Origin of the sequence: Kocuria salsicia, assembly GCF_039532055.1 — a bacterium.
In the GTDB taxonomy this organism is placed as follows: Bacteria; Actinomycetota; Actinomycetes; order Actinomycetales; family Micrococcaceae; genus Kocuria; species Kocuria salsicia.
This window is the reverse complement of record NZ_BAAARF010000012.1, coordinates 209,979-233,909: the sequence shown is the minus strand read 5'-3', so window position 1 is coordinate 233,909 and position 23,931 is coordinate 209,979. Positions and strand designations below refer to the sequence as shown.

The following is a 23,931-nucleotide window of genomic DNA, read 5'->3' as shown; positions in this document are numbered from 1 at the left end:
CCCGTCAGGGGACGGAGCAGGTGCCATTCGGGGACAGCGTCTCCTCGGTGGGCACCTTCAGTGCCGCCGGCACCACCGCGGTGGTCCCAATTCCGGCTCCTCCACCGGTGACAGAGCCGCCACCCGAGGTGAATCCCGCCGTTGCGGCGTTCGCCGTGCCGGAGGACGATGACGCCGCGCCGCCCGCCGCCGGAGCCGCCTGGGCGTCGTTGCCGCTGGCCTTCTCGAGCAGCTGCGCCAGGTCTGAGCGGAACTGGTCGTAGTCCGGGTAGGTGGGGAAGGACTGGTCGTAGTAGGGAGGACCCGCCGCGTACGCCTGCAGCTCGTGGTCCTTGGCCTTCGTGGCCACGGTGACCATGGAGCCGATCGAGGACTGCGGGATGTCCGTCTCGAGGATCTGCTGGCCAGAGCTCGCGAGCTCGTCGAACTTGGTGGCCACCGTGACCGGGTTCAGCTGGGCGAGCATCGCGGCCTGGACGCAGCGCTGCCGGGCCTGGCGGTCGTAGTCCGTGGCGCCCTCGCGGGAGCGGGCGTACCAGAGGGCGTGGTAACCGTCCATGTGCTGCACACCGGGCTCGATCCACCCCAGGATGGGGTTCTTCTCGCCGGTGTCAAGGTTGGTGCCACCGCCCATGGGAACCCGTCCGCCCACGTTCAGGTCGATGCCGCCGAGGGCGTCCACGAGGGACGCGAAGCCGTCCATGTCGATCAGCGCGTACGCCTGGATCTTCAGGCCCGTGACGCCCTCGGCGGCCTCCTTGGTGGCCTGTGCCCCGGGATCGGCGACGTCCGGGTAGAGGTCCTTGTGGTTCTGCATCACGTCCGTGTAGACGGCGTTCATGATGCACTCGTCCCCGCAGTTGAAGCCCTCAGGGTAGACCCCGTGCATGGGGGAGTCCTCCGGGAAGGGGACGTTCTGCAGATTGCGGGGCAGGGAGATGGTCACGGTCTGGCCGGAGGACGCGTCGATGCTGAGCACCGTCATCGAGTCCGGGCGCCTCCCCTCGCGGTCCTCGCCGGCGTCCCCGCCCATGAGCAGGATGTTGTAGCGCCCGTCCGCCGCGGAGAAGGGCATGCCCCCGCCGAAGATGCCCGAGACGGCGCCGCGCGCCACCGAGACCAGGTGAGCCGCGTATCCGAGCCCGCCGCCGGTGACGACCATGGCCAGCACAGTGGTGACGACGACGCCGCGCCGGGCACTGTCCCCCAGCAGCCCGGGGCGGATGGTGCGCAGTGTGTCGAACCACAGCAGCACCCAGCCGACTGCCAGTGCCACGAGCCCGTACATCAGCAGGGCAGAGGTCACGGAATTGGTCAGCAGCCACACCAGGGCGGTGCGCCACACGAACCACAGCAGCACGGCGAGCACGACCAGCGCCCAGACCACCGCGGTGATCCTTACGGCGATCCGTCCGATCAGCCGCTTGCCCGCCACGAGCTGGGCGGAGCCGGGCACCAGCAGCGTGGCACCGAGCAGCCACCAGGCCCGCTTCGTGCGGGTGGCGGGTGCGGCGAAACGCGGACTGCGCAGGGGCTCGCCCACCCGGGTGCGGGCGCGGCGCGGACCGTCCTCGGGATCGCGGACGGCCGAGGCACCCTCGGCAGGGAGGTCCTGCGCGGCGTCGTCGGGGAACGCACCGTCCGGGTGTGCGCCACCGACGTGCGCGCCGTCGAGGTGGGCGCCGCGGGCCGGGGGCACCTCGTCGTAGGCGCGTGTGGCCGAGGGGAGGGGACGGCCGTCCTCCGGGTGGTCGGTTGATCCGTTCACGTGCAACTCCGTGCTGAAGGGGAAGTCGGTGTTGCGGGGAGCCGACGCTGCGGCCCACCGGTCCGTGGCCCCGCCGAGGAGGGGACACGAGTGGCTCATTGTGCCCCGCTCACCTGGACCTGGGCCGACAGCCCACCCCGGTGCGGCGGCGCCGGCTCAGTCCTTGGAGCTCGCGCCGCGGGCCACGGCCTCCCGGAGGGCGGAGCCCTTGCGGTGCGCGGCTTCGGAGAGCTCCGCGGCGACGTGCTGCAACCGGTCCCGCAGCTGCTGCGCGGAGGTGCTCGACGCCGAGCCCAGCACCCGCGCGGCGAGCAGACCGGCGTTGCGCGCACCGTTGATCGACACGGTGGCCACGGGCACGCCCGCGGGCATCTGCACGATCGAGAGCAGGGAGTCCATGCCGTCCAGCGTCTTCAGAGCCACGGGGACGCCGATCACCGGCAGGGGGGTCACGGAGGCGAGCATGCCGGGCAGGTGGGCGGCGCCGCCGGCCCCCGCGATGATGACTCGCAGCCCGCGCTCGTGGGCGGTGCGGCCGTACTCGAGCATCTCGGACGGCATCCGGTGGGCCGAGACCACGTCCGCCTCGTAGGGTACGCCCAGTTCCTCGAGGGCCTGGGCGGCCGCGCGCATGGTGGCCCAGTCCGAGTCCGAACCCATCACGAGCCCCACCAGGGGTACGCCAGTCTGGGCGGCCGGGACCGCGCCCCACGTCGTCGTCCCCCCGCTGTCCACGGCGGTGGGCCGGGCGTGGCGGTCCTCGCCGTCGCGCAGGATGCTCGCCGCGTGCGTGGCGATCTCGCGCAGCGCCGTGAGCTCGTGGGCGTCCCCGACCACGTTGACGTGGCCGATCTTGCGGCCCGGGCGCACCGACTTGCCGTAGTTGTGGATCTTTGCGCGGGGCTCGGCGCTCATCGCGGCGGGGTAGGCCGCGAAGAGGTCCTGGTTGTCCCCACCCAGGAAATTCTTCATCACGGCTGCCTCGGCCACCACGTCCGTGGCACCCAGCGGCCAGTCGAGCACGGCCCGCAGGTGCTGCTCGAACTGGCCCGTGACGGAGCCGTCCATGCTCCAGTGCCCGGAGTTGTGGGGGCGCATGGCCAGCTCGTTCACGGCGAACCCGGTCTCCGTGCCCGGCGTCTCGAAGAGCTCCACGGCCATCACGCCGGTCACTGCGAGGTCATGGGCGAGCTTCACGGCGGCGGCCTGCGCGGCACGGGCCACCTCCGGGTCCAGCCCGGGAGCGGGGGCGATCACCTCGTCGCACACACCGGCCACCTGGATGGACTCGACGACGGGCCACGCCACGGTTTCGCCGGACGGCCTGCGGGCGACCATTGCGGAGAGCTCACGGCTGAACGCCACGGCCTCCTCCGCGAGCAGCCCCTCCTCGGAGTCCGCGGCGGCCGAGCGCTCGAACCACTCGGCAGCGGTGCCGCTCGTGGCCTGCTCCGCACGCTCGACCCGCAGCACGCCCTTGCCGTCGTAGCCGCCGCGCGGGGTCTTCAGGATCACGGGCCAGCCGACGCGATCGCCGAAGGCCACGAGGTCCTCGGCGGTGTGGACCTCCGCCCACTCGGGGTTGGGCAGGCCCAGATCGGCCACGGCGCGGCGCATCACGAGCTTGTCCTGCGCGTGCACGAGCGCGGCGGGCCCGGGGCGAACGGCGACCCCCTGGGCCTCCAGGGCCTTCAGGTGCTCAGTGGGCACGTGCTCGTGGTCGAAGGTGAGCACGTCCACCTCCGCGGCGAAGCGGCGCAGGGTGTCGAGATCGGTGTAGTCGCCCGCGGGAGCGGTGCGGACGGCCGCCACCGCGCTCACCTCGGGGCTCTCCGCGAGCACGCGCAGCTCCACTCCGAGGGCGGTGGCGGCGGGGGCCATCATGCGGGCGAGCTGCCCGCCGCCCACGACGCCGATGACAGGACCTGTCTCAGGAGAATTCACCCTCCCAGGCTATCGCCACAGCTGACGTCCAGTCATGTCGGAGTACGATGCACTCATTCATCCGGCGCCCACGGTGAGTCCCGGGCGCGACGACATCCGTCCGGGTGGGACGCACGCACGAGACGGTCCCCCCAACCTTCCTCCGTCCCCGATGAGCAGAGTGAGACCGAACCCTTGAACACCGTGGTTGAGCGCGCGCACGCGCTGTGGGAACTGTTCGTCAAAGAGCTCGCGAAGTTCGGACTGGTGGGGGCCGCTGCGTTCGCCATCAACGCCACGCTCGTGTTGCTGCTCATGCACACGCCCTACTTCGCGGACAGCCACATCAAGGCCAAGGTGGTGGCCACCGTGGTGGCCATCGTCTTCTCGTGGGTCGCCAACCGGCTGTGGACTTTCCGTGACAAGCGCCAGGACGACAAGAAGAAGGAACTCGTGCAGTTCCTGGTGGCCAACGGGATCGGCATGGCCATCGAACTCGGCTGTCTGGGCGTGAGCTACTACGTCCTGGGCCTGACCTCCGCAACGGCCTCGTTCATCTCCGGCACGATCATCGGCACCATCCTGGGCACCGTCTTCCGCTACTTCGCCTACCGTTTTTGGGTGTTCAGCACCAAGCTCGACCAGGACCCGGACTTCGCGGACAGCCCGGACCAGGAGTTCGCCTTCATCACCGGTCAGATCCCGGTGGTCCACCGCCACGACCACGACACGCAGCAGCGTCCCCGCCACGGCGGCGGCTCCCACGAGGGCAGCTCGTCCGGTGGTTCCGTGCACGGGGTGGGCACCGGGAACATCGACGACACGGACTCCGAGCCCGACGACGACGCCCGCCGCGCCTCCTGAGTGACGGCTCCGGCCGCGCGCTGACAGGCAGACCGGACGTCTGCGCGTCCGGGCGCGTCGGCCCGCCACGGAGCCGTTGCGGGGCCACCAGCCAGCATTGGACCGTCAGAGCTGGGTGGCGCGTTCCTGGGTGAGGACGTCCTCGGTGGCATCCTGCGGCCCGGCGGCCAGCAGCACGGCCCCGCCGCGAGCCACGATCCCCAGCGTGCTCAGCAGCGTGGTCTCTCCCCAGCCGTCGTCCAGCGGGAGGAACACGGTGCCGACGGCTTCCGGGGAGGCGGTTTCCAGGGCCCTGCTCAGCAGCTGCCCGTGGGTCGCGCCGGAGGGCAGCGCCTCGGCGGAGGGGTCCGGTTCCTCGAACCCGGTGTAGGTGTCCGGCTGGGCGCGCACCTCGGCGCAGAAGTCCACGGCGTCCCCGGGCAGGGGGTCGGAGCACGCAAAGGCCAGCGCCGGGGTGGCGACGACGAGCTCGGTGCCGGCCACGGCGTCGTCGTCGTGGCCTTCCAGGCGGGCGTGCAGGACGGCGTCAGCGTCCGCGGCGAACTCGATGCGCGCACCCACGCGAAGTGCGGCGAGGCTCAGGACCACCAGCCGCCAGTGGGGTGCGGGGGAGATGCGCACGGTGTCCCCGGAGGCGACATCCAGCTCGTCCACAAGCAGCCCCGCGGACTTCTCCACCCAGTTGACGAGGACGCGCCCCGAGAGCTCCACGCGCTCGGGGCCGTCGCGCCAGACCAGGGCCGGTGTGGGCCGCTCGGAGACCGCTGCGAGGGCCCCTGCGAGATCGTTCGGTGTGCGTCCCACGCAGAAACTCCTTAGGGTAAGTGACCGGGCCCCGGGTGCGCGGGCGGCGCGCCGGTGAACCCGGGAAGCCCAGGATACTCGGCTTGACTACCCGGGACTTACACGCGTGTAATTAGGGGGTCCACCTGGCAGGCAGGGGTGCGTCCCGTCACGCGAACCCACTCGCAGCCGGGACAACCGGGCTGGTTGAGGACACCGAGAAGACGAATCCGCGGGACGGAAGGACAGACATGGGAGAGGCCGCACGCCGCCGCCACGACGGACGCGAGGACTCGGATGCCGGTTCCACGGACGGCACCGTCCCCGTCGACTGGTTCGTGGATCCCGTGGACCAGGCCCGCGGCACCGTCGGCGTCACCACACTGGACGACCTCGCCTCTGCTTTCCTGGCCGCTCACCCCGAGGTGGCCGGGGACGTGCTCCTGCGCTCCGACCGCAAGCAGCCCCGTGAGCCCGAGCCTCCCGCGCACACCCCCCAGGAACTGCACGACATGGAGGTCCACGACGTCCAGAGCGTGGACGCGTCCGTGTGGCAGGCCGTGGCCGGGGTGTACTCCGTGAGCGAGGGTGACGCCGAGGGCGAGCTCGCCTGGCAGACGGATGCCCTGTGCGCCCAGACGGACCCGGAGGCGTTCTTCCCCGAGAAGGGCGGCTCCACCCGGGACGCCAAGCGCGTGTGCGAAGCGTGTCCCGTGAGCGGGCAGTGCCTGGACTACGCCATGAGCAACGACGAGAAGTTCGGCATCTGGGGCGGTCTCTCCGAGCGCGAGCGGCGCAGGCTGCGCCGCCGGGGCCGGTGAGCCGCGTGGCCCAGGATCTTGCTCCGCGCCGCAGCTGCTCACGGCAGACGTGCAGCCGGGACGCCGTGTGCACACTGACCTACGTCTACGCCGACTCGACCGCGGTGATCGGTGCGCTGTCCGCGCGCAGGGAGCCGCACGCCTACGATCTCTGCCCCGTGCACGCGGACGCCCTGACCGCGCCCCGCGGTTGGCGCGTGGTGCGCCTGGAGTCCCCGGACGGCTGGGGCCGTGACGACCTCGACGCCGTGGTCCAGGCCGTCCGCCCGGACGAGGAGCCCGTGGTGCGCCGCGGCACCCGCGGCGCGTCCCTCGGTGCGGCCCAGCCCGCCGGCGCGGCCTCACCCGGGGTCCGCGTGCTGCGCGACGTCTCCTACCGGCCCGAGCCCTCGGACGAGGACGCCTCCCGTCCCGGTGCACGCGGCCACGACCCCCGCGCCGACGACGCCGCGCGCGGCGGGCAGCGCGCCGCCGACGGTCCTCGCGGCGCCGCCGATAGCGGTGTTTCCGCAGCGCATACGGAAGGGTATTCTGGGTACACCCGCCCAATTGCGAACGCAAACAGGCGTCCGCCCGAGTCAGAACGTTTCGTGCCCCTTCCGGAGGAGCTGCGGACCCCGCACCTGCGGCGGCCGTAGCAGCCGCCCACCCACGGGTGACCGGGACCGCCACCCGAAACCGGCCCTCAGCCGGGGCCGCCCGGTACCGGGCCCGTGGCTCCACCCCCGGCTTCACCCCAGTGAGGTATCCATGACCGCTTCCCACAACTCTTCTGGAACGAGCCCCGAGGGTTCCCGCCCCGGCGCATCCTTCTCCCCGTCCTCTGCCAGCCCTGCCGCCACGCCCAGCGGGGCCGACGCCGCGCGCGGCCTCACGCGCCGGCGCCTCGCCCTCGGCTCCGTCGGGCTGCTCGCTGCCGTGGGTTTGAGCGCGTGCGGCGCGGACTCTGGCGACGAGGGCAGGGCCGAGGCCTCGGGTTCCGCGGGTGCGTCGTCGACGGCGAAAGCCCCCGGCGTGACGGTGATCCCGGCGGCCGACGCCTCGATGGTCAACCCCGTGGACCCCGTGGTGGTCACCACGGACGCGGGGACGCTCACGGAGGTGACCGTGACGGCGTCGAACTCCGGTGAGAAGGCCGAGGGCGCGATCGGCAAGAACGGCACCGAGTGGCGCTCGGCCAAGCCCCTGGCGTTCAACGAGACCTACACCGTGGACTACACGGCGCGCAACAGGGGCCGTGACACCACTGGACAGAGCGTGTTCAGCACGGTGGACGCCGCGCACGAGGCGGACGTGAGCATGAACGTCAAGGACGGGCAGACCTACGGCGTGTGGCAGGTCGTGGAGTTCAACTTCTCAGAGCCGGTGAGCGCCAAGGACGCCGTGGAGAAGGCCATCTCCGTGGAGGGTGCGCACAAGGACGGTGCGTTCCGCTGGTACTCGGACCAGAAGCTGCGCTTCCGCCCGAGCGAGCCCTGGACGCCCAAGTCCACCGTGAAGGTCAGCGCGAACATCCTGGGCACGGACCTCGGCAACGGCATGATCGGCAACGGCAACAAGACGGTGTCCTTCACCACCGGCCCCGAGCAGCGCGCCTACGTGGACAACAACACCAAGACGCTGGTGGCCTACGTGGACGGCAAGGAGACGGGCACGTGGCCGGTCACCCTCGGCGACGCCGAGTGGCCATCCACCACCGGCAAGAAGGTCATCCTGGAACAGGCCGCCTCGTACAAGTTCAACGCCGGCTCCCTGAACCTCAAGCCGGGGGACTCCCACTACTACCCGCCGTTCGACGCGTCCAACGTGTCCCGGCTGACGTGGAGCGGCGAGTTCGTGCACCAGGCTTTGCCCTCCGCGTACTCCGTTCTGGGCGTGGCCAACGTGTCCCACGGCTGCGTGGGCATGCCCCCGGAGGGCGCGAGCTACATCTACAACACGTTCCGCCCGGGCGACATGGTGGAAGTGGTCAACACGAACTACCCGCAGGCGGACCCGGACGACGGGCTCGGGGACTGGAACATTCCGTTCCAGAACTACCCGAACGAGAAGTGGCACGGCAACTGGTGAGCACTTCCGCGCCCGTGCCCGCGGCCTCCGAGCCGGCCGCTTCGGCCGAAGATCCCGGCGGCTGCCTGGCAGCCTCGAACCCGGGCTCCGCGGGGGACTCCCGCGGGGCCCGGGACCCCGGCGCCGAACCGGCGCCCTCGCTGCCCCGCCGCACCGTAGTGCAGCGGTTGCTCCAGGCAGTCCTGGCGCTGTCCCTGCCCGTGCTGCTGCTGGGGCTGGGGGCGCGTCTCGTGGCGACCCCGGTCTTCCTGCAGCTCGAGTACCACCGGCCCGGCTTCCCCGCGGACCACTGGGGGATGAGCACCGAGGAACGGATGACGTTCGGCTCCTACGGGATGGACTACATCATGAACCTGGCCCCGCCGGAGTACCTGGGCGGTCTGGTGAGCCCGGAAGGCGGCCTGGCGTTCACCCCGGCCGAGGTCTCCCACATGAGCGACGTGCAGCACGTGATGCACTGGGGGCTGATGAGCGCCTTGGTGCTGCTCGTGGTGAGCGTGCTCGTCGGCTGGTGGCTGCACCGCCGCGCACCGGGGGCGGCCTCCGCGGCATGGTTCGCGGGCGCGTGGCTCACGGTGGCGCTGCTCGTGGTGGCATGCGTGGCGGCCGTGTTGGGCTGGCAGAACTTCTTCGCCGCGTTCCACTCGCTGTTCTTCAGCTCGGGCACGTGGACGTTCAGCATCTCTGACACGCTGATCCGGCTCTACCCCACGCAGTTCTGGATCGACGCCGCCATCGCGGTTGCGCTGATCACGCTCGTGGGTGCGTTCGCAGTCATGCTCGTCACTACCCGACGACGACGCCGCGCGGCCACCCCGCGGACGGCCCCCTGGGCGGGCGGCCGGGGCCGGCTCAGATCCAGGACCTGAACCACATCCGCCACCGCCAGTGCTCGTACGGGATGGTCTGGGCGGTCCACACGGGCCAGAAGAACACGGCAAGTGCCACCACGAGCACCAGGAACACGAACGTCACGGTGCACCAGCGCCGGGCCCAGCGGGCAGACACCACCCGCTCATCCGTCGCGGCCTCTGGCGTGCCCGCCGTCGCCCCGCCCCGGGGCACCGCAAGACGCCCGGTGAGCACCCCTATGGCGCCGGTGATCAACAGCACCAGCGCGGGGAAGTAGGACAGCGCGTAGAAGAAGAACATGGTCCGCTCCGGGTACAGGAACCACGGCAGGTACCCCGCCGCGTAGATTCCCACCAGGGCCCCGAAGCGCCAGTCGCGGCGCACTGCCCACAGCCAGATCCCGAACGCCAGCGCCAGAACGCCCACCCACCAGATCGCGGGATTGCCCAGGTTGAGGATCGCCTGGCTGCACGAGTCCACGGTGCACCCGTCCGTGCCCGCGGAGGGTGACTCGTAGTAGTAGGACGTGGGCCGCTGCATGAACAGCCAGCTTGCGGGACCGGCCATGTAGGTGTGGTGGGAGTCCAGCCCCGTGTGGAACGAGTACGCGGCCACGTGGTACTCCCACAGGGAGCGCAGCGCCGAGGGCAGCCACTGGGGGCCCTGCCCGGGGTTCAGCTCTGCCCAGTTGCGGTCGTAGCCGGTGCTCGTGAGCAGCCACCGTGACCACGTGAGCACGTAGGTCACCAGCCCCACGCCGATCATCGTGAGGAACCCCCACGGACCGTCCTTGAGCAGCGTCCCGGTGAACCACCGGCGGACGCCCGCCACCCGGCGAGCGTTCATGTCCCACAGCACCGCCAGCACCCCGAGCGCCGCAATGCTGAACAGCGCGTTCCACTTCACTGCGGCGGCCGCACCGCACGCGACACCCGCCGCGACCCGCCACCACCGCACTCCCAGCCACGGTCCCAGGGCGGAGCGGTTGAACCGGGCGACGAGGCGGCGTCGTCCATCGTCCCGGTCCAGCAGCACGAAGACGAACGCGAGCAGCAGGAAGAACATCAGGAAGATGTCCAGCAGCGCGAGCCGCGACTCCACCAGGTGCAGCCCGTCCAGGGAGGTCAGCAGCCCGGCCACGGTGGCGAGGCTCACAGAGCGGAACAGCAGCCAGCCCGCGAACCAGATCAGCGCAATCGAGGCCGTGCCGAACAGCGCCGCGGAGAAGCGCCAGCCGAACGGGTCGTCCCCGCCGAAGAGCCACAGTCCGACCGCGATCAGCCACTTTCCCAGCGGCGGGTGCACCACGAAGGAGGGGTGGTCCTCGACGTCCGGGATGCTGCCGGAGACGAAGCCGGCGTCCGCGCCGGAGGGCCACTGCTGCTCCGTGCCGTGCAGCAGCAGCGAGTACGAGTCCTTGAGATAGTACGTCTCGTCGAAGACCACGGCGTGCGGCGAGGACAGGCTTGTGAAGCGCAGCACCCCGCCCAGCAGGGTCACGAGCGCGAGCGGGACCCACCAGTACCGGGGCAGGCGGGTGACGGCCGGGAGAAGGAGCTCGTCCAGCGGGCGCGCGGGGGACCCGGCGCTCGGCCGGGCGGCGGGGGAGGCAGCGGTCGAAGGCACGGACCCCATGGTAGGGCGCCGGACTGGACGGGGTTCGTACAGTGGTCCTGTGACTTCGCAAGCATCTGCCCCAGCCCAGGACTCCGCCCACGGTGCGCTGGTCATCGTGGGCACCCCCATCGGCAACCTCTCCGACGCCTCCCCTCGGCTGCGGGAGATCCTGCAGAGCGCGGACGTGCTCGCCGTGGAGGACACACGCACGCTGCACCGCCTGGCCTCCGGTCTGGGCGTGGGTGTGGCAGGGCGCGTGGTCACCCACCACGAGCACAACGAGTCCGCGCGCAGCGCCGAGCTGCTGGACGAGGTGCGCGCGGGGAAGACGGTGGCCGTGCTCTCCGACGCCGGGATGCCCACCGTCTCCGACCCCGGCTTCCCGCTCGTCCGCGCGGCGGCCGAGGCGGAGCTGCCGGTGACCGTGCTGCCCGGGCCCTCGGCCGTCCTCGCGGCGCTCGCGGTCTCCGGGCTGCCCACGGACCGGTTCACGTTCGAGGGGTTCCTGGCGCGCAAGAAGGGTGAGCGGGCCGCGCAGCTCACCGACCTGGCCGCCGAACCCCGGACCATGGTGTTCTACGAGTCCCCGCACCGCCTGGCCGAGATGCTCGCCGCACTGCGGGACGCCATGGGCGGGGAGCGCCGCGCCGCGGTGTGCAGGGAGCTGACCAAGCTGCACGAGGAGGTGCTGCGCGACGACCTCGACGGTCTCGTCGCGTGGGCCGAGGGCAACCAGATCCGCGGAGAGATCGTGGTGGTCCTGCACGGGGCGGCCCCGGCGCAGGCGCCGGAGCCAGAGCAGCTGACCGCGGTGGTCGAGGAGCTCGTGGCCACCTCGGACATCAAGCTCAAGGCCGCCGCGCGGCAGGTCGCCACCGAGTACGGGGTCAGCACCCGCAGGCTCTACGACGCCGTGATCGCCGCCCGAGCCGAGCAGGGCTGAGCACGACGCCTCCCTCTCCCCGTGGTGCTGCGGGGAGCGGGCGGCGTCGTCGCACCGGGCTCAGTGGGTTCAGTGAGTCCGGTGGGCTCGTGCGCTTGGGTCTCAGCGGCGGGAGCCCCCGCGCAGCGAGGCCGGCCACCACGCGGCCCTCATACGCTTTCCCCGCGTGGCCCGGCGGCGGAACTCATTGCGGATCCGGGTCAGGTCCTCCGGGGTGGTCCGCGGCGTCCAGTCCGCGTGCGGTACCCCGTAGCCCGAGGTCTCAACGTCCTCGACCAGCCGCTCAACGGCCGACGCCGCCGCCGGGATCCCCGCGGAGAGTCTCCGTGCGGCCACGCGTGGCGTGTCCGAGGGCCGGGCGGTCACGCCGTGGTCCGCGGCGAGGGCCAGGAACTCGTCCCAGGCGGCGTTGGCGCGGCGCTGGGGCGGGAGGTTCTTGTCCTGCAGCGCGGCGATCCGCGCACGCCGGCGGCGTCGCCGCAGCCAGCGGGGCAGCGCGGCCAGGACGAGCAGCACGACAACGACGACGCCTCCGGCCAGTGCCCACCAGGGAACGACCAGGGTGGCGGGCCGCTGATCCTCGGGCGCGCCCTCCTCCGACGGCTGGGCGTCCGGGGACTGCTGGTCGGCGCCCGGGGTACTGGGCTGCTGCGACGGCTCGTCCGCGGACTGTGAGCCCTGGGACTGCGAGTCGGAGGGCTGCGCGTCCGAGGACTTCCCACCCGCGGACTCGCCCGGTGAGGGGGAGGACCCGGCGGAGGCGTCCTGCCCGGAGTCCGGCGCGTAGTCCGGGGTGCTGGGCACGCCGGGAGTGGGTTCGAAGCGCACCCATCCCACGTTCTCGAAGTACAGCTCCGGCCAGGCGTGCGAATCCCCGGTGCCCACCGGGTAGGAGCTGCCGCCGTTCGCGTCCACCGTGGCGGCGGTGGGGAGATAGCCCACGGCCACGCGGGCAGGGATGCCCAGCTCTCGAGCCATCAGTGCCATGGCCGGGGCGAAGTGGCCCGAATAGCCCGTGCGCGTCTGCAGGAACTTCTCGAGCGAGCCCATCCCGCCGGCATCGTAGCCCTGGGCCAGCGGTGCGTTGACGTCGTAGTGGAAGTCGCGGCGCAGGTGGTTCTGGAGGGCCAGCGCGCGGTCGTAGTCGGTGCCCGCGCCCCGCGCGAAGTCGCGCGCCGCGTCCGCGAGGGCCTGCGGGCGGTCCCGGGGCAGCTTCAGGTAGTCCTTCATGGCGTCGTCGGACGAGGCCGACGGCGCGCGGCGCAGGGTCTCGGGCGTGGCCTGCGGCGTCGTCGACGTCACGGTGTAGCTCGCCCCGGACATGCCCGTCGACTCGCTGTGGACGGAGAGGTCCTGCGGGTTCCAGGCCCAGCCCTGCTCACCCAGTCCGGCGACGCCCACCGGGGCGTAGGGAGCGGGCAGCCAGTGCTCGTCGTACTGGTCGAAAGTGACCTTGGTGGTGACCTCGGCGCCGCGGGGCACCGGGTTGCGGGACGCGTCCGAGAGCCCGGAGAGGTCCCCGTCCAGTCCGTCCGTCGTGGGGAACCACTCGTCCGAGGAGAAGTCCGAGAGGGTGAGAAGACGCATGTACTGCGCGCGGTCGTCCGAGGCGGTGTAGCTGAAGCGCTGCGTGTGCTCCTGCGAGCGCAGGTCCTGGCCCACCGCCCGCAGGGGCCCCACACCGGCGGCCCGCTGGGACGTGAGAGAGCTGCCCTGGGGGAACGCGCCGTTGAAGAAGCCGGGCATCACCGAGGGCACGAACAGCACCACGGCCAGCACACCGGCCACCACCAGCAGCGCACGCGGCAGGCCGCCGGGCGTGGGGGCGATCCTGCGGGCACGCGTGGCGCCCAGGCTGCGGGAACCGGCCAGCAGGGCGAGCGCGGCGAGCACCGCGGCGGCGAGCCCCAGGGGCGTGACGCTGCCCGGCAGGGTCAGCGCCGGGACCACCAGCAGGGCGACGATGCCCAGGCACGCGAGCCCCGCCATGCGCAGCCCCACCAGCACGGTCTCCATGAACACGGTGACGAGTCCCACCAGGGCGCACAGCACGAACGAGAAGCCGGGGTGGAACGGGTACGGCGCGGCCGTGCCGGCCACGAAATCACCGGAGGAGCCCCACAGCTCGGACGCGGCGCTCAGCGTGCCGGGAACGGGGATGAAGCCGAGCAGCGCCGCGGAGTGCAGGTGCACCACGGTCAGCGCGAGCAGCAGCGCGGCCAGGCCCAGCACGGTCACCACGGCGGAGGGCAGGCGCAGCCAGCGTGCCGCACCTGTCACGACTAGCACCGTGACCACGGTTGCGGCCACGGGGGCGATCCACCAGCCGCCGTCGAGCGCGCCCCCCATCCCCACGCAGCCCAGGGCGACGGCCCCGAGCAGCAGCAGGCACAGCTCCATGACGCGGGGCCGGGGCGGACGGGACAGGGGGCCCGACGCCGCTGCGGGAGCGGAGGCGCCCCGAGCGGTGGGTGACGCAGAGGGGGAATCGGCCGCGGCGGCGTCGTCGTCCCAGGGTGTCGAGCTGGGTGTCGAACGGGGGGTCGATTGGGGCGTCGAGCGGTGGGAGGAGTCGGGGGGTGTCATGCGGTGGTCCTGCCTCGGGTGCGCGCCATCATCTCGTCCATGCTCAGGCGCCGTTCACCCGGCGCGGGGGGAGGCGGTGCCATCAGGGAGCCGCCGCCCACCACGGCGAGCCACGCGGCGTCCACGTCCGTCCAGCGCGTCACGAGCACGACGGACCAGCCCGCGGCCTCGAAGACGTCGGCGCTCTGCGGTCGGGCGATGGGTGGGTCCACGACCATGACCACGGAGTGGGAGGCGCTGCCCGCGGCGGCCCGGACGTAGCGCTGCGCGCCCTCGGGGGAGAGCTTGCCGGTGAGCAGCAGCACCGGGTGGGTGAGGCCCTCGCGGTCCAGCCGCGCGGCCAGCTGGTCCTCCGCGAGCCTGGGCTCGGGGCGCTTCACGAGCGCCACCCGGGACAGCCCGTGGACCACCTCCGTGGCGGTGTCGTCCGTGACGGCGGTGTCCCGCAGCTCGGCGGTCTCGGACTCGCCCCGGGGCAGGGCACGGCCCTGGTCCTCCAGGGCGTACACCACCGTCTCGCGGCGCGTGAGGTGCTCAAGCACGGAGGCCGCCGCACCGACCGCCCACTCGAACTCCTCCGTGGACTCCAGCACGCCGGCCCACACGCGCTCGCCGGGCCAGTGCTGCTCCACGGTGTCCAGGACCAGCACGGTCCTGCGGGTGCTGCGCGGGTCCTCCTGGCGGACCATGAGCTGCCCGTGCTTCGCGGAGGCCGCCCAGTGCACCCGGCGCATGGGGTCACCGTGGCGGTACTCGCGCGTGGTCACGTTGTCCGGGCCCGGCTGCGGCTGGGCGCGGCGGGACGGGTCGCTGCCGGACTCGTGCGCCAGTGCGGCGCCGTGCTCCGTGAGCTCCTCCGGGTCCGGTGCCACGTGCAGCGACGTCCGCTCGGCCACGTCCAGCAGCTCGGAGACCACGCCGAACGGGTCGCTCACGCGCACCGTGGCGGGTCCGAGCTCGTGGATCCCACGACGCCGCGGCCGCACGGTGTACGCCACCGGCACCCCGGAGACCGGGACCGAGAAGTCCTGGTCCCGGCCCAGCAGCGGGTCCACCTTCTCGTGGACGTCCACCGCTGCGCGGTCCGCGGACGCGGTGCGACGCCACGACGCCGCGCGGGTGCCTCCCGCGGGGTCCGCACCGTTCGCGGGGCCCCCGGCCGCGGACGTGCTGCCGGGTGCGTCGCCGTCCGTCGAGGTGCCGTTCGCGGAGGCGACGTTTGGGAAGGTGCCGGGGACGGCGGCGTCGCCGGCCGAGGTGCGGGAGCGGGAGGGGAACGCCGAGCGGCGTCGCACCCGCAGGGAGACCTGCGCCGCGTCCCCCAGAGTGACCAGGGGCGGCTCGACGGAGCGCTTGAGCAGCACCCGCGGCTTCACGAGCCACATGGCCAGCGAGGACAGCAGCGGGACCATGCCGAGAAACAGGGACAGTGCGAGAACGTCCTTGCGCCCGAGCCACGTGGCCAGGGCCAGGCACACCACGGCGGCCGCCAGGAAGCACCAGCCGCGGACCGTGAACTTGGCGCGGGAGTCCACCCGCGCCTTCGAAGCGGCGGTCCTCATCGGGTGCGGGGCGCGTCTTCGGTGGGAATGCGGACGTCGTCGAGGATGGTGCGGACGATGTCCTGGGCGCTGTCCGCGCCGGAGCGGCGCTCGAGGATCAGCCGGTGGGAGAGCACGGCCACGGCGACGTCCTTGACGTCGTCCGGCAGCACGTGGGAGCGCCCGGCGAGCGCGGCCTGTGCGCGGGCTGCGGCCTGCAGCTGGAGTGCGGCGCGGGGGCTCGCGCCGAGACGCAGGTGCGGGTGCGAGCGGGTGGCCTGGCACAGCGCCACGATGTAGCGGCGCACCGCGGTGGAGACGTGCAGGGAGGCCACGTGCTGGACGAGAGCGCGAGCCTGGTCGATGTCCAGCACCGGTTCGAGCCCCTCCAGCGGGGAGCCGGAGCCGTGGTCGGTGAGCATGGCGACCTCTGCGTCAGCGTCCGGGTAGCCCATGGAGATCCGGGCGGTAAAGCGGTCGCGCTGCGCCTCCGGCAGCGGGAACGTGCCGTCCATCTCCACAGGGTTCTGCGTGGCGACCACCATGAACGGGGTGGCCAGGCGGTACGTCGTGCCGTCCGCGGTGACCTGGCCCTCCGCCATCGACTCCAGCAGCGCGGACTGCGTTTTCGCGGACGCCCGGTTGATCTCGTCCCCGATCACGATGTTCGCGAACACCGGGCCCGGCTTGAACTCGAACTCCCGGCGCACCTGGTCGTACACCGAGACACCCGTGATGTCCGTGGGCAGCAGGTCGGGGGTGAACTGGATGCGGCTGACCGTGCCGCCGATCGCCCCCGCCAGCGTCCGCGCCAGCATGGTCTTGCCCACACCCGGGACGTCCTCCACCAGCAGGTGGCCTCCGGCCAGCAGGACCGTGAGGGCCGTGCGGGTCTCTGCGGACTTGCCGTCGATGACCGCGTTCATGCGGTCCAGGACAGCCTTCGTGTGGGCGGCGAACTGCTCCATATTTCCTCGTCTCACGAGCACGGGGGTGCCAGGGGATGGCATTTCCACCATGTTCTCAGGAATTCATGGACTCGGCGGTATTGCCCGGGCACGTGGCGTGCGGTGACGGCGCGGTGACGATGACTGCTGTACTGACCGGGGACGTTGGCCAACCGTGAGAACGGCGGCTGGTTGCCGCAAGCCATGTGTGGCCGGTGGTGGTTGTCGTAGTCCAGCCGTCGAGCTCGTCCCGGCGTTCGGCTTCGGAGGCGTAGCAGCGGGCGTAGGCCCGACCGTCGGCCAGGGTTCGGTGGAAGCGTTCGATCCTGCCGTTGGTCTGCGGCCGATACGGACGGGTCCGCTTGTGCGTGACGCCGAGGTCGGCGTAGGCGACGCGGGAGTGGTCATCGGTGACGGTGTGAACCAAAGCCTTGCCCATCAACGGATGGGCGTACTTGTTGCGGGGCTTGCCCTGTGTGGCGGCCCGGTTCTTCTCGCCTTGACGGCGGCCGACGTAGCGCCAGCCTCCGCCGTCGGGGATGTTGCCGAGCTTCTTCACGTCGACGTGGAGCATCGCCCCGGGGTGGTCGTGCTCGTAGCTGCGGACGGGTTCACCGGTGGAGCGGTCGACGTGCGAGAGCCGGCTCAGGCGGGCATCGACAAGGTTCCGGTGGACCGTCGATGGCGCGATCCCCAGCCGACTGGTCAACGGGACCGGTCCTTAGCGGAGACGCAGCCGGAGCTGGATGCAGCGCTTGGTCGTGGCCTGGCTGGTCTTGTTCGGTGACCGGCCAGCCCTCCTCAACCACGGGACGGTCGGCAATCAGGCAGTGGTGGGGTGTGAGAACGGCGTTGGGGGCGGAACACGTAGAGCCATTCAGATGCGAAGTGGCCGGCGACCTTGCGGTCGCCGGCCAGCTGGCCGGTGCTGTCGCGCGGATGGTCCAGCCCCGAGACATGCACCCGCACGTCGTTTCGGCACACTGGGGGCATCCGGGCGTGGGCCGGCGGGGCGTCACCAGGTGGGAAGCTCGCCCCGGCCTGGGGTGACGCGTCGCTCCTCCTGGCCGATGGGACGGTCGTTGATGCTGGCCTCGCGATGGGTCATGTAGCCCTGTGCGTCGAAGCGCCACAGTTCGTTGCCGTAGGAGCGCCACCACTGTCCGTCATGGCCGTGCCATTCGTACTGGAATCGCACGGCGATCTGGTCGTCGGTGAACGCCCACAGGTTCTTGCGGAGTTGGTAGTCGAGTTCCCGATCCCATTTGGCGGTGAGGAAGGCGATCACCTGGTTGCGGCCGGTGATCGTCTGGTCACGGTTTCGCCAGACGGTGTCGACGCTGTAGGCCTGCGCGACCTTCTCGGGCTCGCGCGTGTTCCACGCGTCCTCGGCGGCCTGTACCTTCCGGGCGGCGGTTTCGGCGGTGAACGGTGGGATGGGGTTACGGGTTTCGGTCATGTGAGTACTCCGTGATCTGGGAATGGGATGTGTCAGTGGTTTGTGGGCATTGGCGACGTGCGCGGCGCCGGGTGGTACTCGACACCGTCCTGTACTTGTCGGGCGCGTTCGGGGCTGGCGAGTCGTCCGACGAGGTGAAGGGCCATGTCGATGCCTGCCGAGACGCCGGCGGCGGTGACGATCTGCCCATCGTCAACCCAGCGCTGGTCAGGGCATGGCGTGATGGTCGGGTCGAGGGCGAGGAGTTCCTCGAACGCTGCGTGGTGGGTGGTGGCGGGGCGTCCGCGCAGGAGCCCTGCGGCGGCAAGTACCAGGGCCCCGGTGCAGACACTGCTCACCAGGGCACGGTTCTCGGCGGCATCTTGTAGCCACCGCAGGTGATCAGTGTCCGCGAGGCGTGCCCTGGCGCCGCGTCCTCCCGGCTCCACGATGAGGTCGGGGCGCGGCACGTCGGCCTTGGCTCCGGTGGGCACCACCTGGAGTCCCTTGGCGCACCGGCGGGTCTGGCCGTCATCGGTGACGAGGTCCACCCGCCAGCCATCCTCCGGATACGCCTGGGTCCAGTACGACAGCACTTCCCACGGGCCGACGGCGTCGAGTTCCTCCGCACCGTCGAACAGGTCGATCACTATGCGCTTGCTCATGGCCTCAACCCTGCCGGGGCACCCCGTCCACTGCGAGCAGCTGGAATGACGCAGTGCACGCAATTCCTGCCATGATCGCTGCATGCCACACCACGTCGTCGCCCTCGCCCTGCCCGGAGTGGTTGCCTTCGACCTGTCGACGGTTGCCCAGGTCTTCGGGCACCCCGCGGAGGAGGAGTACACCTTCGAGGTGGTGACGCCCGATGGTGACGACGTCATGACCTCCAGCGGATTCAGCATTGGTGCCGTCCATGGCCTGGATGCGCTGGACCACGCCCACACGATCATCATCCCCGGCTACCGACCTCACGAACGGCCACAGCTCGCGACACTCGAGGCAGTTCGCGATGCACACCGGAGGGGTGCGCGCATCGCGTCGGTGTGCACTGGCGCCTTCGCCCTCGCTGCAACCGGGCTCCTTGACGGGCTGACGGCCACCACGCACTGGCAGGACGCCGTGGAGTTGCAGCGGTTGTACCCCAACTTCACGGTGCAGCCCGATGTGCTCTACGTCGACCACGGACAGGTCGCCACCAGTGCCGGCGTGGCCGCCGGAATCGACATGTGCCTGCACCTGGTGCGCGAGGACCTTGGGGCGCGGGTCGCCACCCGTATCGCCCGCCGCATGGTGGTACCGCCCCACCGGGCAGGTGGCCAGGCCCAATACATCGAGCCAGCGGCAGCTCCCACAGCACATGGCTTCGCCGAACTCACCGACTGGATCGTGGACCACCTCGACCAGAGCCTCACCGTTGCCGACCTGGCCCGCCATGCGCACTTGTCCGAGCGGCAGCTCGCGCGATGCTTCGCTGCCGAGACGGGGCAGAGCCCCCTGCAATGGATCCTGCACCAGCGAGTCCTTGCCGCCCGACACCTGCTGGAGAACAGCCACCTGCCAGTCGACGTCATTGCCCAGCGCACCGGCCTGGGAACAGCCAGCACGCTACGGCGTCACCTGCGGCGAGAGATCGACGTGACTCCCACGAACTACCGGCGCACGTTCCGCGCTGGCTAAGGACGGGTCGATCAACCTCTCCGGTCAGGACATGGTCGCCTATCGTGGGAGGGTGATCGAGACGCCCCTGACCGAGACCGTGTTCCGAGCCGATGCACCCCGCGAGGCGGTGGTCGGCGAGACCCCGTGGGCCTACCGCCCGGAGCGCTACACGCTGGACGCCGGGGAGGATGTCGCCAGCGGCGAGGGCACCGAGCGGCGGGCGCACACCGACCCGCAGGGCCAGCGCCGCAACCTCGTGTTCCCGGCACTGCCGGCGCCGCTGCCGCACCCGGTGGTGGACAACCACACGCACCTGGACATGCAGGACGGACTCGTGCGGGTCTCCGTGGCGGACGCCGTGGGCACCGCGCGGGGCGCCTCCGTGGCCGGGGTGGTGCAGGCGGGGTGCGACGTCGAGTCCTCCCGCTTCGCCGTGGACGCCGCCCAGGCCGTGCCCGGTGTGCTCGCCGGGGTGGCAGTGCACCCGAACGAGACACCGGAGCTCGCGCTCGTGGGAACCCTCGAGGACGCGCTGCGGGAGATCGACGCGCTGGCCGCCGAAGACCGGGTGCGGGTGGTCGGGGAGACCGGCATGGACCGCGCCCAGACGTCCGAGCAGGGCATCCCCGCGCAGGAGGAGTCCTTCCGCGCGCACATCGAGATCGCCAAGCGCCACGGGCTGGCCATGCAGATCCACGACCGGGACGCCCACGCGGACGTGCTGCGCGTCCTGGGCGATGCCGGGGCACCCGAGCGCACGGTGTTCCACTGCTTCTCCGGGGACCCCGAGCTTGCGCGGGTGTGCAACGAGAACGGGTGGTACATGTCCTTCGCCGGGACCGTGACGTTCAAGAATGCGAAACCCCTGCAGGCGGCCCTGCGGGTGGCTGACCCGGTGCTGGTGCTGTGCGAGACGGACGCCCCCTTCCTCACTCCCCACCCGTTCCGCGGCCGCCCGAACGCCCCCTACATGGTCAACTACACGGTGCGGGGCATGGCCGAGCAGCTGGAGACGGACCTGGAGACTCTGTGCGGGCGGATCTGGGACAACTCGGAGCGGGTCTACGGGCAGTTCTAGAGGGGCTTCTGAGATCTGCGACAGCTGTGCCGCGTTCCACAGTGACGGGGTCCTCTGGGTAGCAAAGCGGCGTGTGGACAGGTGGCGGGTCAGCCACGTCAGCCACTCGTCACGAGGCGGGGTCCCTCAGGTCATCGTGGACCAGCATCCCCGCAAGGCCCACCTCTCGTCCCGCAGGACTTCCAGCCTGTGCATCTCGTCCTTGCAGGCGCCGTGGTCCTGGCCGTGGACCCGACCGTTGAACTCGAGAGCGGTCATGCTCTGCAGCCAGGCGAAGTCCAGGTGCCGGTCGCCGTAGCCGGTGGCCACTCTGTGGTCCATGATCGGTGGGGGAAACCCCGCGTGCACCGAGATCAGCCGCACGAGCGTCTTCATGGGCGACCACGTCCCGGCAGCGCTGCGCTGCAGTGCCGCACGGACCGCCACGACAGCTCGGGAGGCGGGCGGCAGCCGGAGGAGACGGTTCTCGATGAGGCAGACGGACCACGCCGGGGGTCACCACCAGAGCCTCCCCTGGATCGGTCAGCAGGGTTCCTTACGGGCCCCTCACCGGATCCAGGCCGTAGGACCTGGTGCTGCGGACCCCCTCGAGCCCGCAGTGGTGTCGGGTGCGCCATGCCAGGTGCACCCACCACTCCCGGGCCCGCCTGAGATCACTGCCCCGAGGAGGATGTCTCTCGCCAAGGAGTTCCATCACCCACCGGCCACCCCCTGCCGGTCGCTGCCGGAGTCCGACGGGGGTGCACCAGACCGGGCTGGATTCCGCAGTGCCCCCGCTGCGGAACATCTACGGCACGAAGTGCCCGCTGCATCGAACGCCTGCCGGGCGTTTCGCGCCTCGGGTGTTGCACGGGCCCCGGGCAACCCCACCGTGCCCTGCCCGCCCTGCCCGCCCTGCCCGTAGGATTGTCCGGTGACCGAGCACAGCACAGACGGACCGCTCCTGGGGCCCGCGGAGATCAGGGAACTCGCCGAGCAAGCGGGCATCCGCCCCACCAAGACCCTGGGTCAGAACTTCGTGATCGACCCGAACACCATCCGGCGCATCGTGGCGGCCGCCCACCTGGGACCTGAGGAGCACGTCCTGGAGGTGGGGCCCGGGCTGGGGTCGCTGACGCTGGGGCTGCTGGCGGCGGCGTCGTCCGTGACCGCAGTGGAGATCGACCCGCCCCTGGCCCGGCAGCTGCCCGCGACCGTGGCCCGGTTCTTCCCGGAGGCCGCGGACCGTCTGACGGTGGTGGAGGCCGATGCTGCCCGCGTCCGGGACCTGGGGGACGGCCCGGAACCCACGGCGCTCGTCGCGAACCTGCCCTACAACGTGGCCGTGCCCGTGCTGCTGCACATCCTGGAGACGTTCCCCACGGTGCGCCACGGGCTGGTGATGGTCCAGGACGAGGTCGCGGACCGTCTGGCCGCCGGTCCCGGGTCCCGCGTGTACGGCGTGCCGTCCGTGAAGGCCTCCTGGTACGCGGACGTGCGCAAGGCCGGGGTGATCGGCAAGAACGTGTTCTGGCCCGCGCCCAAGATCGCGTCCGGGCTCGTGCGCCTCGACCGCCGGGAGCCTCCCGCCGACGAGAGCCTGCGCGTACCCACGTTCGCCGTGGTCGACGCCGCGTTCGCCCAGCGCCGCAAGACCCTTCGCGCGGCCCTGAGCGGCTGGGCGGGCTCCGGTGCGCGGGCCGAGCGGGTGCTGCGCGCAGCGGGGGTGGAGCCCACCGAGCGCGGAGAGAAGCTGGACGTCGCGGACTTCGCGCGCATTGCCGAGGCCGACGCCGCCGTCCCCGAAGATGCGCCGGACGGCACCGCTGCACCGCTCGCCTCCACCGCGCCGCTGGACGCCCCCACCCCGTCGTTCACGTCCGACGAGCACCCAGAGGAAGGGGCATGACCGGGGCCGCCGCAACCGCCGCCGAGACCCACCCCACCGTCACGGCGAGCGCACCTGCCAAGACGAACCTCGTCCTCCACGTGGGCAGCCCCACCGCGGACGGCTACCACCCGCTGGAGACGCTGTTCGTGGCGGTGGACCTGCGGGAGACGGTGTCCGCGAGCCTGGACCCGGCTCTGGCGCGGCGCGGCAGCGGCGCCGTCGTCACGGTCGAACCGGCTCCGGGCAGCGCGTACGAGCGGATGGTGGAGGAGGGAACGGCCCGCCTGGCTGACATTCCGCTGGACGAGAGCAACCTGGCGGTGCGTGCCGCGCTCGCGGTGTGTGCGGAGCTCGGGATTCCCGTGCCGGGGCTGCGCCTGCACCTGCGCAAGGCGGTGCCGGTCGCGGGAGGAATGGGCGGCGGGTCCGCGGACGCGGCGGCCGCTCTGGTCGCGGTCAACCAGCTGCTGGCCTCCCACCTGGGAACCCGGCCGCTGACGGCTGAGGAGCTGCACCGGATCGGGGCGGCGCTCGGCGCGGACGTGCCCTTCATGCTCCTCGGGGGTGCGGCGATCGGCCGCGGCACGGGCACCGAACTTGAGCCCGTTGCGGCGCACGCCCGGTTGCACCTCGTCTTCGTCCCCCAGGACCAGGGGCTCTCGACGCCGGCGGTCTACCGGCAGTGGGACGCGGCGAACGGCGTTCCGGGACTGACCTCGGGAGACCGCACCGTCATGATCCCCCGCATCGTGGAGCAGCAACCCGCCGGCACCGCCCCGGACCCCGTCTCCGCCGAGGTCCTCGACGCGCTGGCCCACGGCAGCGCGCCCCGGTTGGCAGCTCTCGTCCGCAACGACCTCCAGGCCCCGGCAGTCCACCTCCTCCCCGAACTGGCGACCCTGCTGGAGCACGGGGTGGAACTGGGAGCTGTGGTGGGGTGGGTCTCCGGATCAGGGCCCACGGTGTGCTTCCTGGCCGCCACGGCCGAGGACGCGCAGGCGTTCGTCGGCGCGTTCGGGCGGGAAGGACGTCGTGCGCTCGCCGTGGTCGCCCCGGCACCGGGCGCGCGGGTCGAATCCGCCGGGTGACTGGTGGCCCGGCGCGGGCGGGGGCACAATCGGGACAGCACGGCCGCGTCACCACGGTGTCGGGTCCCGGGGCCTGACCC

20 protein-coding genes and 2 pseudogenes are annotated in these 23,931 nt (G+C 71.7%); 10 read left to right on the top strand and 12 right to left on the bottom strand.

Going from position 1 to position 23,931, the window contains the following annotated elements:
• Nucleotides 1-4: 4 nt before the first annotated feature.
• From ABD264_RS10970 to ABD264_RS10965, 3 genes and pseudogenes are all read right to left on the bottom strand, one after another.
• Nucleotides 5-1,768: an LCP family protein gene (locus ABD264_RS10970; protein WP_344206028.1), complete on the bottom strand. Its 1,764-nt coding sequence runs from the start codon at nt 1,766-1,768 to the stop codon at nt 5-7.
• Nucleotides 1,769-1,924: 156 nt separating this feature from the next.
• Nucleotides 1,925-2,428, bottom strand: a complete 504-nt coding sequence (gene purE, locus ABD264_RS12485; protein ID WP_371413768.1) for a 5-(carboxyamino)imidazole ribonucleotide mutase — start codon at nt 2,426-2,428, stop codon at nt 1,925-1,927.
• Between the two features lie 102 nt (nt 2,429-2,530).
• Nucleotides 2,531-3,712, bottom strand: a pseudogene (locus ABD264_RS10965) (5-(carboxyamino)imidazole ribonucleotide synthase); the annotation flags it as partial.
• A gap of 183 nt (nt 3,713-3,895) precedes the next feature.
• On the opposite strand from ABD264_RS10965, the gene ABD264_RS10960 reads away from it, so the two are divergent.
• Complete coding sequence (locus tag ABD264_RS10960) at nt 3,896-4,555, top strand: GtrA family protein (RefSeq protein ID WP_344206055.1); 660 nt, start codon at nt 3,896-3,898, stop codon at nt 4,553-4,555.
• 105 nt (nt 4,556-4,660) lie between these two features.
• Here the strand turns inward: ABD264_RS10960 and ABD264_RS10955 are convergent, their stop codons facing one another.
• Entirely contained in the window at nt 4,661-5,359 is a 699-nt protein-coding gene (locus tag ABD264_RS10955) for a TIGR03089 family protein (RefSeq protein WP_144942373.1), read from the bottom strand.
• Between the two features lie 230 nt (nt 5,360-5,589).
• On the opposite strand from ABD264_RS10955, the gene ABD264_RS10950 reads away from it, so the two are divergent.
• The 4 genes from ABD264_RS10950 to ABD264_RS10935 all read left to right on the top strand — a co-directional run bounded on the left by ABD264_RS10950 (nt 5,590) and on the right by ABD264_RS10935 (nt 9,098).
• Nucleotides 5,590-6,159: a WhiB family transcriptional regulator gene (locus ABD264_RS10950; protein ID WP_144942372.1), complete on the top strand. Its 570-nt coding sequence runs from the start codon at nt 5,590-5,592 to the stop codon at nt 6,157-6,159.
• A 65-nt stretch (nt 6,160-6,224) separates the two neighbouring features.
• A complete protein-coding gene (locus tag ABD264_RS10945; RefSeq protein ID WP_244944777.1) occupies nt 6,225-6,797 on the top strand; it encodes a DUF3499 family protein in 573 nt (190 codons plus the stop codon).
• A 112-nt stretch (nt 6,798-6,909) separates the two neighbouring features.
• Nucleotides 6,910-8,229 carry a L,D-transpeptidase gene (locus ABD264_RS10940; RefSeq protein ID WP_144942370.1) on the top strand — a complete coding sequence of 440 codons (1,320 nt, stop codon included), beginning with the start codon at nt 6,910-6,912 and terminating at the stop codon, nt 8,227-8,229.
• Nucleotides 8,226-9,098, top strand: coding sequence for a TIGR01906 family membrane protein (locus ABD264_RS10935; RefSeq protein ID WP_290498638.1), 873 nt, complete (start codon nt 8,226-8,228; stop codon nt 9,096-9,098). The genes ABD264_RS10940 and ABD264_RS10935 overlap by 4 nt, the downstream gene beginning before the upstream one ends.
• Here the strand turns inward: ABD264_RS10935 and ABD264_RS10930 are convergent.
• A complete protein-coding gene (locus ABD264_RS10930; RefSeq protein WP_145010573.1) occupies nt 9,082-10,716 on the bottom strand; it encodes a dolichyl-phosphate-mannose--protein mannosyltransferase in 1,635 nt (544 codons plus the stop codon). The genes ABD264_RS10935 and ABD264_RS10930 overlap by 17 nt on opposite strands.
• A gap of 40 nt (nt 10,717-10,756) precedes the next feature.
• On the opposite strand from ABD264_RS10930, the gene rsmI reads away from it, so the two are divergent.
• On the top strand, nt 10,757-11,641 hold the full coding sequence (gene rsmI, locus ABD264_RS10925) for a 16S rRNA (cytidine(1402)-2'-O)-methyltransferase (RefSeq protein WP_344206022.1): 885 nt from the start codon (nt 10,757-10,759) through the stop codon (nt 11,639-11,641).
• A 102-nt stretch (nt 11,642-11,743) separates the two neighbouring features.
• On the opposite strand, the gene ABD264_RS10920 is transcribed toward rsmI, so the two are convergent.
• From ABD264_RS10920 to ABD264_RS10895, 6 genes and pseudogenes are all read right to left on the bottom strand, one after another.
• Nucleotides 11,744-14,227 carry a transglutaminaseTgpA domain-containing protein gene (locus ABD264_RS10920; RefSeq protein ID WP_344206020.1) on the bottom strand — a complete coding sequence of 828 codons (2,484 nt, stop codon included), beginning with the start codon at nt 14,225-14,227 and terminating at the stop codon, nt 11,744-11,746.
• The gene (locus tag ABD264_RS10915) at nt 14,224-15,789 is read right to left on the bottom strand and encodes a DUF58 domain-containing protein (RefSeq protein ID WP_303106022.1); all 1,566 of its coding nucleotides are present in this window, start codon (nt 15,787-15,789) and stop codon (nt 14,224-14,226) included. Before ABD264_RS10915 ends, ABD264_RS10920 begins: the two co-directional genes overlap by 4 nt.
• A complete protein-coding gene (locus ABD264_RS10910) occupies nt 15,786-16,736 on the bottom strand; it encodes an AAA family ATPase (protein ID WP_145010567.1) in 951 nt (316 codons plus the stop codon). Before ABD264_RS10910 ends, ABD264_RS10915 begins: the two co-directional genes overlap by 4 nt.
• Before the next feature lie 149 nt (nt 16,737-16,885).
• A pseudogene (locus ABD264_RS10905) lies at nt 16,886-17,514 on the bottom strand (integrase core domain-containing protein); the annotation flags it as partial.
• A 216-nt stretch (nt 17,515-17,730) separates the two neighbouring features.
• Nucleotides 17,731-18,174 carry a nuclear transport factor 2 family protein gene (locus ABD264_RS10900; RefSeq protein ID WP_144942364.1) on the bottom strand — a complete coding sequence of 148 codons (444 nt, stop codon included), beginning with the start codon at nt 18,172-18,174 and terminating at the stop codon, nt 17,731-17,733.
• 32 nt (nt 18,175-18,206) lie between these two features.
• On the bottom strand, nt 18,207-18,818 hold the full coding sequence (locus ABD264_RS10895) for a DJ-1/PfpI family protein (RefSeq protein WP_344206017.1): 612 nt from the start codon (nt 18,816-18,818) through the stop codon (nt 18,207-18,209).
• 82 nt (nt 18,819-18,900) lie between these two features.
• Here ABD264_RS10895 and ABD264_RS10890 point away from each other — a divergent pair, with 82 nt between their 5' ends.
• Both ABD264_RS10890 and ABD264_RS10885 read left to right on the top strand, forming a co-directional pair.
• Nucleotides 18,901-19,833: a GlxA family transcriptional regulator gene (locus tag ABD264_RS10890; RefSeq protein ID WP_303106025.1), complete on the top strand. Its 933-nt coding sequence runs from the start codon at nt 18,901-18,903 to the stop codon at nt 19,831-19,833.
• 55 nt (nt 19,834-19,888) lie between these two features.
• Entirely contained in the window at nt 19,889-20,893 is a 1,005-nt protein-coding gene (locus ABD264_RS10885; RefSeq protein ID WP_344206053.1) for a TatD family hydrolase, read from the top strand.
• Between the two features lie 126 nt (nt 20,894-21,019).
• On the opposite strand, the gene ABD264_RS10880 is transcribed toward ABD264_RS10885, so the two are convergent.
• A complete protein-coding gene (locus ABD264_RS10880) occupies nt 21,020-21,268 on the bottom strand; it encodes a hypothetical protein (RefSeq protein ID WP_344206014.1) in 249 nt (82 codons plus the stop codon).
• Nucleotides 21,269-21,806: 538 nt separating this feature from the next.
• On the opposite strand from ABD264_RS10880, the gene rsmA reads away from it, so the two are divergent.
• Both rsmA and ABD264_RS10870 read left to right on the top strand, forming a co-directional pair.
• Nucleotides 21,807-22,781 (top strand): 16S rRNA (adenine(1518)-N(6)/adenine(1519)-N(6))-dimethyltransferase RsmA, encoded by a 975-nt coding sequence (gene rsmA / locus ABD264_RS10875; protein WP_344206012.1) that lies wholly within the window; start codon nt 21,807-21,809, stop codon nt 22,779-22,781.
• Entirely contained in the window at nt 22,778-23,851 is a 1,074-nt protein-coding gene (locus tag ABD264_RS10870; RefSeq protein ID WP_344206010.1) for a GHMP family kinase ATP-binding protein, read from the top strand. Before rsmA ends, ABD264_RS10870 begins: the two co-directional genes overlap by 4 nt.
• Nucleotides 23,852-23,931: the final 80 nt, after the last annotated feature.

Coding starts and splice junctions, on each gene's coding strand:
- ABD264_RS10880 (WP_344206014.1), bottom strand. CDS start 21,268: ATGAAGACGCTCGTGCGGCTGATCTCGGTGCACGCGGGGTTTCCCCCA.
- ABD264_RS10870 (WP_344206010.1), top strand. CDS start 22,778: ATGACCGGGGCCGCCGCAACCGCCGCCGAGACCCACCCCACCGTCACG.
- ABD264_RS10895 (WP_344206017.1), bottom strand. CDS start 18,818: ATGAGCAAGCGCATAGTGATCGACCTGTTCGACGGTGCGGAGGAACTC.
- ABD264_RS10930 (WP_145010573.1), bottom strand. CDS start 10,716: ATGGGGTCCGTGCCTTCGACCGCTGCCTCCCCCGCCGCCCGGCCGAGC.
- ABD264_RS10950 (WP_144942372.1), top strand. CDS start 5,590: ATGGGAGAGGCCGCACGCCGCCGCCACGACGGACGCGAGGACTCGGAT.
- ABD264_RS10890 (WP_303106025.1), top strand. CDS start 18,901: ATGCCACACCACGTCGTCGCCCTCGCCCTGCCCGGAGTGGTTGCCTTC.
- ABD264_RS10940 (WP_144942370.1), top strand. CDS start 6,910: ATGACCGCTTCCCACAACTCTTCTGGAACGAGCCCCGAGGGTTCCCGC.
- purE (WP_371413768.1), bottom strand. CDS start 2,428: ATGGGTTCGGACTCGGACTGGGCCACCATGCGCGCGGCCGCCCAGGCC.
- ABD264_RS10900 (WP_144942364.1), bottom strand. CDS start 18,174: ATGACCGAAACCCGTAACCCCATCCCACCGTTCACCGCCGAAACCGCC.
- ABD264_RS10915 (WP_303106022.1), bottom strand. CDS start 15,789: ATGAGGACCGCCGCTTCGAAGGCGCGGGTGGACTCCCGCGCCAAGTTC.
- ABD264_RS10910 (WP_145010567.1), bottom strand. CDS start 16,736: ATGGAGCAGTTCGCCGCCCACACGAAGGCTGTCCTGGACCGCATGAAC.
- ABD264_RS10920 (WP_344206020.1), bottom strand. CDS start 14,227: ATGACACCCCCCGACTCCTCCCACCGCTCGACGCCCCAATCGACCCCC.